This window comes from Anoxybacillus sp. P3H1B, from assembly GCF_001560855.1.
Classification (GTDB): Bacteria; Bacillota; Bacilli; order Bacillales; family Anoxybacillaceae; genus Anoxybacteroides; species Anoxybacteroides rupiense.
Window position 1 is genome coordinate 1 of sequence record NZ_LPUG01000018.1, and the last position, 13,674, is coordinate 13,674.

Here is a 13,674-nt window from a genome sequence, read left to right on the forward strand (position 1 = left end):
ATACATTTATTACCAAATGGATAGTGATCACCTTTAGTTGGTTACTGCCTTGTTTTTCGTTTATCATAAAATATTTTATCCAGAAAATTCTGTATAAAATATTTTTATTTTTTATGCAACGCTACTGTATCATAATAGAAAAACAAAAAAAGAAAAAGAAAAATGTCCTAATAATAGCATAAAAAAGCATCTTCTCAAATGAGAAGATGCCGCGCAAAATTATGATTCTACATCATATCCTTGTTCTTCAATCACTTCTTTTAACGCTTCAAGCTTCACTGTTGCTTCATCATATTCAACATCCACTGTTCCTTTCTCAAGGTGTACCTCCACGCGCTGCACGCCCTCAAGCTCGCGCAAAGCATTCGTCACAGCGGCTTTGCAATGTGCGCATGTCATTCCCTTTACTTGCAATGTAACGGTCATGATGAATTCCTCCCTTTTATTTTTATATGTTCACACGCTTCAAGCGAAGCGCGTTCGCCACAACTGAAACGGAGCTGAATGCCATGGCGGCGCCGGCAATCCATGGCTCCAATAGACCGGACGCCGCAATCGGAATGCCGATTGAATTGTAGAATAAAGCCCAAAATAAGTTTTGACGAATATTTTTCATTGTTTTGCGGCTCAGCTGGATCATTTTCGGAATATGGCGCAAATCTCCACCAACTAATGTGATATCCGCTGTTTCAATGGCAACATCGGTACCGGTGCCAATCGCTATGCCAATATCCGCTCTCGCCAGAGCCGGCGCATCATTGATGCCGTCACCGACCATCGCCACCTGCTTCCCTTGTTTTTGCAGTTTCGCGACAAGATCCGCCTTCTCTTCTGGAAGCACTTCTGCGTATACATGATCGATCTGCACTTGGTGAGCAATGAATTCTGCTGTCCGTTGATTATCTCCTGTCACCATGCATACTTCCAGACCGAGCTGCTTTAGTGCTTGAATCGCTTCATTTGAGCTTGCTTTTACAGTATCAGCGACGGCAATTACACCAGCCAACTGTCCCTCGATGGCAACCATCACTGTTGTTTTTCCATGCTTTTCAAATTCAACTAGCTTTTCTTCATACATGGAAAACGCAATTCCATATTCCTTCATCAGTTTGCGCGTTCCGACGATTACCTCTTTCCCCTCGACCAACGCCTTCAGACCATGGCCGACAATAGCGGAAAAAGAGTCCACAGGCTTCAGCGGAATCTGTTGCTGCTTCGCATATTCGACAATAGCATGTGCTAATGGATGCTCAGAAACACCTTCAGCAGAAGCGGCATAGCTGAGCATTTCGTTTTGCAGCACAAGGATATCGGTTACCTCCGGTTTTCCCTTTGTCACGGTTCCTGTTTTGTCCAACAAAATGGTATGGATCTTATGAGCCATTTCTAATGATTTTCCCGCTCTAAAAAGAATGCCTTGCTCTGCTCCCTTACCTGTCCCGACCATGATGGACGTCGGAGTAGCAAGACCGAGAGCGCATGGACACGCAATGACAAGTACAGAAATCGCTACTTCAAGCGCTTTTGGCAAATCTCCCGGCATCACCCAAGCATACCAGATGACAAACGCTACTAAAGCAATGCCGACCACAATGGGAACAAAGATTCCCGAAATCACATCCGCAAGGCGCTGGATGGGTGCTTTGGAGCCTTGCGCTTCTTCAACAATTCGTATAATATTGGCAAGTGCCGTATCTTTTCCGACCTTTTCTGCCCGAATCGTTAGTGCCCCTTGTTGATTAATAGTAGCTCCGATGACAACATCTCCTTCTTTTTTATCAACAGGAATCGATTCTCCGGTAATCATTGACTCATCGACAGACGATGATCCAGAAACGACAAGTCCATCCACGGGAATTTTCTCTCCAGGCTTGACAAGGAGAAGATCACCAACCTGCACCTTCTCAATCGGCACTCTCTTTTCTTGACCATCTTGGAGCACAATTGCTTCCTTTGCCTGCAAGCTCAATAGTTTAGTAATCGCTTCTGTCGTTCTTCCTTTTGCCAACGCTTCAAAGTATTTGCCGACAAGTACAAGCGTAATTAATACCGCGCTTGTTTCAAAATAGAGACTTGGCACGTACCCAGGATGTATAAAGGCTTGTACCGCTTCATACAAGCTATAAAAGTAGGCCGCTGACGTGCCGAGAGCGACCAGTACATCCATATTCGCACTCTTGTTGCGCAGCGCCCGATACGCCCCCATATAGAAAGGAGCTCCGATATAAAATTGCACTGGAGTAGCTAAAAAAAGTTGAAACCATGGGTTCATCAATAATGATGGCATCGGCAAGCCTGTGCTGATCGGCAGATGCGCCATCATCGTATAAAGAAGCGGCAACGATAAGGCAATAGAGACAAAAAGCAGCGGTTGTTTTTGGTGCTGCTTTTGCTTAGACTTGTGCTTGCTATCTTGAATTTGCGCTTTATAGCCAAGCTTGTTCATCTTCTCTACGATATGTTCGATTGTCACCATTCCTTCATAATACTCGACAACAGCACGATTCGTCGCCAAGTTGACCGCGACATCAGCGATGCCATCCATTCGCTGCAATCCTTTTTCAATTCTTGCTGCACAAGCGGCACATGTCATTCCTTCAATATCGAATGTCGCTTTTTTGGAAGCAATACCGTATCCAAGCTTCTGAATTTGGCCGGAAATATCTGCAAGGGTTTGCTTGGAGGAATCATATTGAACCGCTGCCGTTTCCATCGCCAAATTCACCGTAGCTTGTACCCCATCCATCTTATTTAGCCTTTTCTCAATTCGATTAGAGCAAGCGGCACATGTCATCCCTGTAATTTTCATTGTTACATGCTTTTGTTGACTCATGGCCCTTCCTCCCTTATTTCGCAAATTGCTTAAAAACATCCATGAGCTCTCGGATTGATTCTTCTCCGTTGCCATCGCGAATCGCTTTGGCCACGCAATGGCTGACATGTCTTTCTAACAGGTTCAATCCCACTTTGTTTAGCGCAGCCGTAATAGCGGAAATTTGCACTAAAATATCCACGCAATAGCGATGGTCTTCAATCATTTTTTGTACCCCGCGCACTTGTCCTTCGATGCGCCTGAGCCGCTTTAGCAAATCGTCTATTTCCTGCTCGGTGCGCATCGTCTTTTTATGATCATGATGCTCCATTGTCATCCCTTCTTTCATATTCAGCAACTTCTCCAATTACATTATACCCGTAATGGGTATAAGATGCAAAAGAAGAGTTCTATTTTTTCTCCAAGGTGAAAATGTGATGACCCCCGCTTCCTTTGCTCGCTCCTTTTAACATCATCTACCGAAAAGCCTCCCCCTCTTATACGGAGGGTAGGTGAGAGAGACTCATCCCATGTGTCTACTTGTTATTCATTAACGAAATAAATGATTATGGCTTGACCCAAAATGAAAGAAGATGCATCTCTGCTCCTCTCATACTTACTTTGATCAATGCCTTCGCCCTGCATGAAAGATGCTGAAAATGATGGTAGACAAAGCCAAAATGGACTTTGCCTACGATGTGAAAAGAGACGCATCTCCTCTTCTCTAACCCGTTTCTATTTGTCAGGCTTATGAAGCAGTTCAGAGCCACGAAGAATAATGTTTTGACCAAACTTCTTCTGAAGATGCTTCACTGTATTCAACAACGCTTCGTCCCTCGCATCCTCTTCAAAATGGAATAAATCCAGCTGCTTAACCGCCTCTTTTTGATCAAATACATCCAACGCCGTAACTCTAAGAAGTCTTACAGCGCTTCCATTCCAATGCTTTTTGAACAGATATGCGGCATATTGAAAAATTTCATCTACCTCTTGAAACGGACATTCCCATGTTTTGCTGCGTGTAATCGTCTGAAAATCACGGTAACGGACCATAATTTGAACAGTCGCAGAAACCACACCTTTTTGCTTCATCCGCTGACTAACCAATTGTGCTAAACGGCGCAGAACATCGAAAAGGACTCGTTCCTCCGTCACATCTTGCGAAAGAGTGGTAGAATTTCCAACTGATTTCCCTTTCGTCCGGGCTTCGGGATCCACCGGACGATCATCGATTCCGTTCGCCCGCTCCTTAAGGCGAATACCGTTTACTCCGAAGGACTGCTGAAGGAGAGGCATCTCTGCTTTTGCCAGCTCGCCAATTGTAAAAATGCCCATGTGATTCAGTCTTTGCGCCGTTCGTTCACCGATTCCATGCATCGCTTGGACCGGAAGAGGCCAAAGCCTCACTGGGACTTCCCGCTTCCGCAGCACAGTAATTCCCAGTGGCTTTTTCATTTCACTCGCCATTTTAGCTAAAAATTTATTAGGCGCAATCCCAATGCTGACAGGAATTTGCAGCGTCTGCAGCAATCCTTTTTGAATCCGTTCCGCTATTTCGAGCGGCGGCCTAGGCCATTCACATGCTGTCATATCCAAATAGCCTTCATCGATCGAAGCAAGTTCTAGAACGGAAGAAAAAGAGGCTAAAAAGCGAAATACTTCCTGGCTCATTTTGCGATAGAAACTAAAATCAGGGGACAAGACAACCAGCTCCGGACACTTTTTTCTCGCTTCCCAAAGCGTCATTGTCGTATAAATGCCATAACGCTGCTTAGCAACATAATTAGCAGCCAGAACAATTCCTTTCCGTTCTTTCGGATCTCCAGCCACCACGACTGCTTTTTCTTTTAATTCGGGTTGGCGAGCGATTTCACAACTGGCAAAAAACGAGTTACAGTCAACGTGAAAAATGATCCTTCCTTTTTTCTGATTCATTGAACTCACGTCCTGTCATTTTTCCATGTAAAAAATGATTAAACATATGCACATCAGACGCGCCTTAAACCAGCAGCAGTAAATTCAAAAACCACAAACGTCACGACACCGGATGGATGTCCACCAATTAGTACACTAAATGTGCGGCTAAAAGGTAGCGGTCAGGAAAAAGTCGCCATCGCGAGTTTTTTGCTTTCCTGAAAATAGAGCCAGTGTGGTTCGACTTGGCTCTATTTTTCGCTCTTTTTCTACTATTATACATCTGTTTTTCGATCGTGTTCTATATAATGTTGAAGCATTACAAGTTTGTTATCCCAAAATCGTTCGTAAAAAGCAAGCCAGTTCTTCAGTTCAAGAAGCGGAGTCGGTTCTAAACGATACCGCGTTTCCCGCCCGACTTTCCTCTTTTGAACAAGACCTGCTTCCGCCAAAATACGCAAATGCTTCGAAACAGCGGTACGGCTAATCGGAAAATGTTTGCTGATAAGGGTAACAGATAATTCCTCATCCGCCAGCAAGTTTAATAGCTTTCGCCGAGTAGGATCAGCGATGGCTTGGAACACATCATGCTTTTTTGATAAAGCTGACATTTTATACCTCTAAATAGTCCTTTAATGATGCAAGCAGCTTCCCCCAGCCCTGATCCATTCGGTCGCGTACGATGGTGTGACGTTCTCCAAATTCTGTCTCCTTGTCCATATCCCATCCAGAATGGATCAATGTAAGGTCTGTCTGGTTGGCTATCTCCTTTAATTCAAACGTCAAAACCCAGTCCTTTCCCCAGCGAAATGAAAGTCGGTGCGACGGATTTATTTCGGTTACTTCGCACGGTGACATTCCAAACGGACCAGCGTTGAGATGAAATCGATGGCCGACAATCGGTTGAAAATCATTCGGCATAAACCAAGCTGCAAGACCTTCGGAGGTAGCTACCGCTTTCCATGCTTGATCAATAGGGGCATTTAATCTCACTGTTCGGCGAATATCCGTTGACGAAGAACGATTTCCAATGTTCATTTTCATGTCCTCCAGCTTTATTTTTCGAAACCAAATAGTTTCATTTTGATTATACGAAACCATTTAGTTTCATGTCAATTTTTCTAAAAATCTAGCAAGCTTTGTGAACGAAGCCATGATTGAACGCAATGAATGAATGTTTTGGCGGCAGGAGAAAGGTGATAGAAAGATGACGCTGCGATGCCAATCGTCCGGTAATAATCTCCCTCTAAATGGATGGTACAAAGATCATCTGGCATTCGAAAAAGCGCCATTTCTGGCAAAATACTGATGCCAAGCCCATTCTGTACCATAGCTATAATCGCTTGATCCTCTACCACCTCATACTTCACTTTCGGAAACACGCGATTTTCCTTTAATATAGTTCTCACATCATGGTCGTATCCCCATTTTGGCATAATAAACTCCTCTTCTTCGAGCTGCTCGAGTGGAATCGATGTTTTTCCAGATAAATGGTGTTGCCGTGGAACCATGCACACCATTCGATCCTTCTTTAAAGGGATCGTTTCTAAAGATTTCGCAGCTGTTAAAGATAAAAAACCAAAATCTACCTCTCCACTGGAAATCCAATGGCGAATCTCGTCATAATCCCCTTCTAACAGTTTAATCTCGATCAAAGGATGGTGCATATGAAACATGCGAATGACCCCGGGAAGCCATCGCGCTGAAACACTAGTAAAAGTGCCGATTCGCACCATACCAACCTCTAATCCGTTAATAGCAGCGACCTGCTGTTTTAATTTTTCATTCCAGTTTAGTATTTCTCGCACTAATTTCAATACTTGCTCTCCATTGCTTGTTAAACGCACACCCGATCGGTCTCGCTGTAAAAGCAAAAATCCCCACTCCGCTTCCAAGCTCGCGATGGCATGGCTTATGGCCGATTGAGTTAAACGAAGAACCTCCGCTGCTTTCGAAAGACTGCCAAACTCTACCACTGCATGGAATATTTCAAACTTAGTCAACGACATCCATTTTGCTCCTTTTTCATGAATTTTTTTCATAAAAAATATGATAAAGATTCAATTTTCTTATATTCATTGTACATGTATACTATTCACCAAACAATCCATTCAACAATTTAGGGAGAGGGTCAACCAATGAGTCAAACGAAAGCAAATGTCATGCTATTTTTAATTACGATATTTTGGGGTTCTTCTTACTTATTTATGAAGATGGGACTAAATTCCATTCAACCATTTAGCTTGATTGCTTGGAGATTCGGCATTGCTTTTTGCTTATCGTCCCTTATTTTTTATCGACGGCTGCTTCAGCTTGACCGAAAAATTGTAAAAAGAGCAGCCCTTCTAGGAACCATCTTATTTTTCGTATTTGCGTTCGTTACAGTGGGCGTAAAATCCACCTCTACTTCACATGCGGGCTTTTTAGTAGGATTCACCGTTGTATTAGTTCCGCTGTTTTCTGCTATCTTTTTAAAGAAAAAACCAGAAAAACGAGTCATCATCGGCGCAGGCGCTGCCATGTGCGGAATCGGACTGTTAACATTAAACCACGGCTTCGCGATAAGCCAAGGGGATATATTCTGCCTAATGACAGCTGTATCGTATGCGGCTCATATTATGATGACCGGGCAGCTGACCAAAAACGTTGACTCCATTGCCCTTGGCGTCCTGCAGCTTGGCTTTTGCGGAGGTCTTGGAGCCTTATGCTCGCTTTTGTTTGAATCGCCAAGTATTCCAACTCAAATAGAATCATGGATCGCCATTTTCTCCTTAAGCATATTTTGCAGCGCAATTGGATTTGTCGTACAAACAGTTGCTCAAAAATATACGACAGCCACTTATACTGGCTTAATTTTTTCACTTGAACCTGTTTTTGCTGCTTTATTCGGCTACATCTTTTTAGGAGAGGTTTTGCCGCTTAAAGGATACTTTGGAGCTGCACTCGTCCTGTTTGGTGTTATTTATGCTCAAGTTCAAAGTGGAAAGCAAAAGCGACAAAGCATAGCGGCAAGAAAAGCGATGGAGATGTAAACAAAAAACGTTTGGGTTTTTGCTGCCCAAACGTTTCTATGGCTATTCCGTTGACCGAAGAAGCTCAATAAAATGATGAACAATTTTTGCCGTCAGTCCCCAAATGACCTTATCTTCATAATAATAAAAGTATTCATCAATTTGCCGCGGACGCCAACGATAGTTTTTCCCTCCTGGAATTTTATCAAAAGGAAAATCGGCATCGGGACACGCTTGAAGCTGCACATGATAAATCTCTGGCTGCGTCTCATAAAAAAACGACAACGGCACCGTGAAGATTTCGTCCACTTCCGATTCATTCGGCTTTATTAAACGAGGAGAAGCAAGAGTAGCGACAAACGGATAAAGGACCATCCCAAATGGGGAAACCATATAATCAAGCGGAAATACATCATGAATAGCATCTTTTTCGATTCCCAGCTCCTCGCACGTTTCACGGATAGCGGCCGCTTGTTCATTCTCATCGTCATGATCGACCTTGCCCCCTGGAAAACAAATTTCCCCAGGCTGTCGCCGAAGCTGAAGTGAGCGAACCTCAAATAACAGATGAGTTTCTTTCTCTTTTTTTATCAGCGGCAGCAGAATGGCAAATTTGGCGAACTGCTCGATACCGAGCAGTGACGGAGTTCGCTGCTGCAGCTTTTTGATCTTTCCATCCATTCTCATCCCTCCCTTTTATCCTATTATAAATAAAAAATGTTTGGAACTTTCTTTTATTTTTGACAGCCGGCTTGTTTAAGAAGATTCGTTCCATCTCAAGCTGTGTTTATAAAAAAATGGATTAATAAACATCACGCTTAACAAAAACAAAAAAAGCAACAAGCAAGGCAGCGATTCCCCATACCGCTAGAACACTCATCGAAAATCCGAGCGTCATTCCATTAATCGGCGGCGCTGTTCCACTAATATAGTCTGTCAGACGCAAATTGACCATAAAAAAATATTTGGCGGATTCCCACGAAGAAACCATGTTCGCTAAAATAGCGCCAGAAATCAAGGCAGCCAGCATGACTCCCATCACGGCTGCCGTGCTTCTTATTAATACCGATAACATAAATGTCAATGTTCCTACAACAACAGCTACAAACCAAGCAAGTCCCAGCTCCATCAACAAATATTTCCATTGAGAAATTAAGTGGACATTGGCTGTATTCAATTCTTCTCCTTGAATTGTAAACCCTGTCAACAGCGGCAAATTCCATCCGCCATATCCGAATACAGCGCCGGAAATCAGCCATGAGAGACATACAAGTGATAGGACAATAAAGGAGATCGACAATAGCATCGCGATATATTTGCTTAATAGGATTTTCCATCTCTTTATTGGCCTTGTGAGCAATAATTTGATCGTTCCTCCGCTTGCTTCTGAAGAAACTAAATCAGCCACTACGACCATTACCATCAATGGAAGAAACAGATCAATAGCGTTTTCAACAAAGGTGCGCATAAAAGTCGGAGCCCCTGGCGCCGACGGATTAATGTTGTGGTCTAAATAATATTGTTGCTGCTGAAGGCGAATTTGTAAAAACTTACGCCATTCTTCATCAATGCCGCTTGAATTCAAGCGATTTTGCGTATCAATAATTTGCTGCTGAAGCTGTGTTCGCCAATCGGCCGTGCCGAGCCGTTTTTGCACATCCTGTACATGCTTAAATTGCGCATATGTAAATAAAGCCACAAGAACAGCGGTAATGGCAGCAATAATAAATAACCGCTTTTTACGGATAATTTTTAACATTTCATTATAGACAAGATCAGTCAATCGTCTCTCCTCCTGTCAGCTCAATGAATAAATCCTCTAGTGTCGGCAACTTCGGTTCCATTTGGCTCACCTTAACACCTGCTTGCACTAATCTTTCATTCCATGCTGCCAATTTCTCTTTTTCATAATATGTAATCAATGTATCAGCCTGTGCTGATAAAATCACCGTTTCGCTTTCTAATTGTTTTTTTGCTTGTTCCAGCGGCTCTACCTTCCAAACGACCCGCGCTTGTTCCTTTAATAAACGGTCTACTGTATCGATGCGAATGATGCTTCCTTTTGACAGAATCGCTACCCGATCACACATCAGCTGAATTTCACTCAATAAATGAGAAGAAACAAGCACACTTAACCCTTCTTTTTCGGCTAAAAAACGAATAAACTCCCTCATCTCGCGAATGCCGATCGGATCCAGTCCATTTGTCGGTTCATCTAAAATCAGCACAGATGGCTTTCCTAACAACGCTTGAGCAATACCTAAACGCTGTCTCATCCCTAATGAATAGGTGCGAACGCGGTCATGAATACGGTTCTGCAATCCTACAAGCTTGACTACTTCCGTTATTCGTTCTTTCGAAATATCCGGTAGCATGCGAGCAAAATGTTCTAAATTTTCCCATCCAGTTAAATAAGGGTAAAGTTCAGGGTTTTCTACAATACAGCCAATATGACGGATGGCCTTCGTAAATTGACGCTGAAGATCATATCCACAAATCGTAATTCGGCCTGCTGACGGTTTAATCAAGCCGACAAGCATACGAATCGTCGTCGTTTTTCCCGCTCCATTAGGACCTAAAAAACCAAACACTTCCCCTTTTTTCAGCGAAAACGAGAGACCTTTAATAATCGTTTTTCTTCCGATCTTTTTTCGTAAATCTTCAACAACGAGCGGCTGCGTCATTTTTTCCCCTCCTTTGTAAATGTAATCAGCGAAGACAGCCGTTCGCCGATCAGCTTGTACCCTTCCTTATTTGGATGAAATTGATCGCTATAAAGATAATCATTGACATGCAATTCAAATAAATCGTACGTTGGAACAGCAATAATATGAGGATAACGTGCCGCTACTTCGGCTGAATCATAATTCCACTGGCGCACAATCGCTGAAGTAGTTTCCGCATGATCCAGCTGGTTAAACGGATTGTAAAGCCCAATATAAAAAACAACCGCGTGTGGATTCACCGATCGAATCGTTCGAAAAATGGCATCTAAATGACGCAAATAAACGCTTTTTATTCGGTTGATGTACTCAGCCGAGAGATTCTGTAGCGTCTCTCCTCCTTGAAACAAATCATTGCCACCGATCGTCATAAATACAAAGTCCGCTTGCTTCAATTGGCGCTGTACTTCATTTTGCTGGAGTTGTTGCAGCAGTTGCTCCGACACCTGTCCTTTGATCGCCAAATTTGTCAGCTGAATCGGTTGCTTCGTTTTCGTCCGCAGCTCGTCCAAAACGTAGCCAACATACCCCTTTCCTGTTTCATCACCTGTTCCCCGGGTTAATGAGTCACCAATCGCCACAATCTGCAAACGGTGGTCCTCATCAGTCGTTTCTTCTGCACGATAATGGATCGACAGCGAAGCAGTTGGCTGAAAAAATTGGTCGTAAACGGTCAAGCCAAGCCCAAAAAGCCAGCAGCCTCCTGCAATGATAGAAAGAACCGCAATCACTTTTACCATATTCATTTTCCCACGATCATCCTTTCGCAGCACACTGTACTATCATTCATTATAAAATAGAATGCTGCATAATGGAAAAAAAGCGGCGCATCAAGCAGCCGCTTTTATTGACCCAATCGTTTTTGCAAATAATCAATAATTCCCATCGCACAAACACTAGCATCCAGCTCCAGCACAGAGTGTACATGAGCCTGCTGCGGCACATGATGTGCGGCTAAAAGCGGCTGTACAAGCCCCAACAGACCTTGAGTCACCGCCTTCGCTTTTTCTTCAAAATCACGGGTGGACTGTTTCTCCATCACGTGTTCTCCTATTTCAATAAATTTTGGCAGCCAATAGCGCAGCTGCTCAAATACAGCCTTCGGATTTTTAGACATGCCAAAATGACCAAAATAAACATAATCGAGTTCTAAGGCTTCGAGCCGTTCTGCCGAGGCAAGCATCGCATGGGGATCAAACTGGTTTGGTGAAGTGGAAGGCAAATACAACTCCAGTCCGTATTCCAGCAGCTGGTGGTAAAATACCCCTAACGTATCCCCTGTAAAAATTCCCTTGCTCCGAGAATCATAGATGGAAAAATGGTGGTTCGCATGTCCAGGAGTGTTGAAAAACGTTAAAGTGCGATGCTCGCTCAGCTGAAGTGTGTCCCCGTCTTCTTTTACTACAATGCGCTCTTCCGGAATCGGGATGATCGGCTCAAACAATTCGGCAAATTTTTCTCCATACACCGCTCTTGCCCCTTGAATTAATCGCGTAGGATCGGCCAAATGGCGCTTTCCTTTCGGATGAACGATAATGTTTGCATGGGGGCATTTTTCTAGCAACAGTCCCGCACCGCCAGCATGATCCAAATGAATATGCGTCACAATAATATTGCGCACATCAGCGGTATGCAATCCTAAAGCTTCTAGACCTTTTAATAAATGCGGAATCGATGGGCTGGCGCTCGTTTCGATAATCGTCAGCTCTTCTTCATGAAGCACATATGTACCGGTACGCTCAGCCCAGCCGACATCGAATACATCAATTAGCGAAATTCCATTTCCTAAATCCATGATCGTCTGCATACATTCATCTCCCATTCCCTATTGAAGCTTTCTAAATATTTTATCAAAATAAGTGAAGAATCTCTATAAAAAGATATAAAACGGCATTCAATGGCACATTCATCATTCTCTGATCAAGAAATCCCCACCTCTAAGCGAATCAGAGGTGGGGGGAGTGTTCAATCTAGATTGCTATGCTGGCTAAAGGCTTGTTTGTGTTCAACCTGTTTCACTTCTGCATATTGCAGGCAAATGGCATCTAAAATAATATGGATGCACTGGTCAAATAGAGAGCTTAACGGCTGTATGCTTGCTTTTTCATGATCGCGGCGATATTTAGTCGCTGCAGGAACATAAACTATGCAGGAAGCCTTTTGAGCAAGCGGGGAGGCTACATCAGTCGTAAAAGCCATCACTGGACAGCCAAGCTGCCTCGCTTTTTCCGCCATCCAAACGGTACTTTTAGTTACACCTGAACCAGACACTGCGATTAATACATCTCCATTCTGTATCGACGGCGTGATCGTCTCCCCAACTACATAAACATCGGCGCCAAGATGCATAAGGCGCATCGCAAACGCTTTGGCCATCAATCCAGAACGTCCTTCTCCTGCCACAAAAACTCGTGTCGCAGAGGAAAGAATCGTTACCACCCGTTCCATGCTAGTCGTTTGAAAATCACAAAGCACCTGTTCGATCTCTTTCATGATTAATTGAAGGGGATCGTTCATCCATGACTCCTCCTTGCAAAAATCGCTTGTTTCAGTGTTTGGGCCGCCTTCTGTTTATTCTCTGCCTTTGTGATGGCAGAACCGATAATCACGACATAGGGCTGCAGCTGCTTCACCATATCAAGAGAATCAAGGGAAATTCCTCCAGCAATCGCCCATGTCCGTCCTTGCATCTCCTCCAAAAACATAGGGAACCGTGCTGCGTTGAAACCAAAAAGCTCTTGTTCATCCTTGCTTACATGAAGGCAAAAAATCGCTTCCTTATATTCTAGCAATGACGGCAGAAGCGTTTCATGGACATTCAATAAATCAATCATGACTCTTTTCTTTCTCTTTTTTGCTTCATCCAAGCATGTCTTCACGGTAATATTCGGCGCGACTCCCATCGCTGTCATTATGTCAGCTCCCGCTTCAAAGCACATCTGGCATTCATATGCCGCGTTATCCATTGTTTTCATATCCGCTACAAGCAGTTTATTTGGAAACTCTTTTTTCAGCCTTTCAATACTTTGAACACCGTATTCTTTAATTAAAGAGGTGCCAACTTCAATCCAATCAATTTCATGATACACCTCCTCTGTTACATGAATCGCTTCATCCATCGTCATTCGATCAAGCGCAAGCTGAATGTACATCCTCCTTCTCCTTTCCCCATCAAGGCGGCTTTTTCTCCCAGACAATATATGCCAAGTTGTAT

15 protein-coding genes are annotated in these 13,674 nt (G+C 43.5%); 1 reads left to right on the forward strand and 14 read right to left on the reverse strand.

Features of this window, described 5'->3' with window-relative positions:
• Positions 1-219: 219 nt before the first annotated feature.
• The 7 genes from copZ to AT864_RS11250 form a co-directional block, all read right to left on the reverse strand.
• Positions 220-426, reverse strand: coding sequence for a copper chaperone CopZ (copZ, locus tag AT864_RS11220; RefSeq protein ID WP_066149004.1), 207 nt, complete (start codon positions 424-426; stop codon positions 220-222).
• A 22-nt stretch (positions 427-448) separates the two neighbouring features.
• Positions 449-2,833 carry a heavy metal translocating P-type ATPase gene (locus AT864_RS11225; RefSeq protein ID WP_066149005.1) on the reverse strand — a complete coding sequence of 795 codons (2,385 nt, stop codon included), beginning with the start codon at positions 2,831-2,833 and terminating at the stop codon, positions 449-451.
• Between the two features lie 13 nt (positions 2,834-2,846).
• Positions 2,847-3,149: a metal-sensing transcriptional repressor gene (locus AT864_RS11230; RefSeq protein ID WP_066149121.1), complete on the reverse strand. Its 303-nt coding sequence runs from the start codon at positions 3,147-3,149 to the stop codon at positions 2,847-2,849.
• Between the two features lie 398 nt (positions 3,150-3,547).
• Positions 3,548-4,747, reverse strand: coding sequence for a DNA polymerase IV (locus tag AT864_RS11235; protein ID WP_066149006.1), 1,200 nt, complete (start codon positions 4,745-4,747; stop codon positions 3,548-3,550).
• A gap of 254 nt (positions 4,748-5,001) precedes the next feature.
• Complete coding sequence (locus AT864_RS11240; RefSeq protein ID WP_066149007.1) at positions 5,002-5,337, reverse strand: helix-turn-helix transcriptional regulator; 336 nt, start codon at positions 5,335-5,337, stop codon at positions 5,002-5,004.
• A 1-nt stretch (position 5,338) separates the two neighbouring features.
• Positions 5,339-5,764: an SRPBCC domain-containing protein gene (locus tag AT864_RS11245; RefSeq protein ID WP_066149008.1), complete on the reverse strand. Its 426-nt coding sequence runs from the start codon at positions 5,762-5,764 to the stop codon at positions 5,339-5,341.
• 83 nt (positions 5,765-5,847) lie between these two features.
• Positions 5,848-6,735, reverse strand: coding sequence for a LysR family transcriptional regulator (locus tag AT864_RS11250; protein ID WP_066149009.1), 888 nt, complete (start codon positions 6,733-6,735; stop codon positions 5,848-5,850).
• A 129-nt stretch (positions 6,736-6,864) separates the two neighbouring features.
• On the opposite strand from AT864_RS11250, the gene AT864_RS11255 reads away from it, so the two are divergent.
• Positions 6,865-7,758 carry a DMT family transporter gene (locus tag AT864_RS11255; RefSeq protein WP_066149010.1) on the forward strand — a complete coding sequence of 298 codons (894 nt, stop codon included), beginning with the start codon at positions 6,865-6,867 and terminating at the stop codon, positions 7,756-7,758.
• A gap of 42 nt (positions 7,759-7,800) precedes the next feature.
• Here the strand turns inward: AT864_RS11255 and AT864_RS11260 are convergent, their stop codons facing one another.
• The 7 genes from AT864_RS11260 to hxlA form a co-directional block, all read right to left on the reverse strand.
• On the reverse strand, positions 7,801-8,424 hold the full coding sequence (locus AT864_RS11260; protein ID WP_369815536.1) for a CoA pyrophosphatase: 624 nt from the start codon (positions 8,422-8,424) through the stop codon (positions 7,801-7,803).
• A 115-nt stretch (positions 8,425-8,539) separates the two neighbouring features.
• Positions 8,540-9,520, reverse strand: a complete 981-nt coding sequence (locus AT864_RS11265; RefSeq protein WP_066149012.1) for an ABC transporter permease — start codon at positions 9,518-9,520, stop codon at positions 8,540-8,542.
• Entirely contained in the window at positions 9,513-10,421 is a 909-nt protein-coding gene (locus AT864_RS11270; RefSeq protein ID WP_066149013.1) for an ABC transporter ATP-binding protein, read from the reverse strand. Before AT864_RS11270 ends, AT864_RS11265 begins: the two co-directional genes overlap by 8 nt.
• Positions 10,418-11,206 carry an SGNH/GDSL hydrolase family protein gene (locus AT864_RS11275; protein ID WP_066149014.1) on the reverse strand — a complete coding sequence of 263 codons (789 nt, stop codon included), beginning with the start codon at positions 11,204-11,206 and terminating at the stop codon, positions 10,418-10,420. The genes AT864_RS11270 and AT864_RS11275 overlap by 4 nt, the downstream gene beginning before the upstream one ends.
• Positions 11,207-11,304: 98 nt before the next feature.
• Positions 11,305-12,267, reverse strand: a complete 963-nt coding sequence (locus tag AT864_RS11280; RefSeq protein WP_066149015.1) for an MBL fold metallo-hydrolase — start codon at positions 12,265-12,267, stop codon at positions 11,305-11,307.
• Positions 12,268-12,425: 158 nt separating this feature from the next.
• Positions 12,426-12,977 carry a 6-phospho-3-hexuloisomerase gene (hxlB, locus tag AT864_RS11285; RefSeq protein WP_066149016.1) on the reverse strand — a complete coding sequence of 184 codons (552 nt, stop codon included), beginning with the start codon at positions 12,975-12,977 and terminating at the stop codon, positions 12,426-12,428.
• Positions 12,974-13,612: a 3-hexulose-6-phosphate synthase gene (gene hxlA / locus AT864_RS11290; protein WP_066149017.1), complete on the reverse strand. Its 639-nt coding sequence runs from the start codon at positions 13,610-13,612 to the stop codon at positions 12,974-12,976. The genes hxlB and hxlA overlap by 4 nt, the downstream gene beginning before the upstream one ends.
• Positions 13,613-13,674 lie beyond the last annotated feature (62 nt).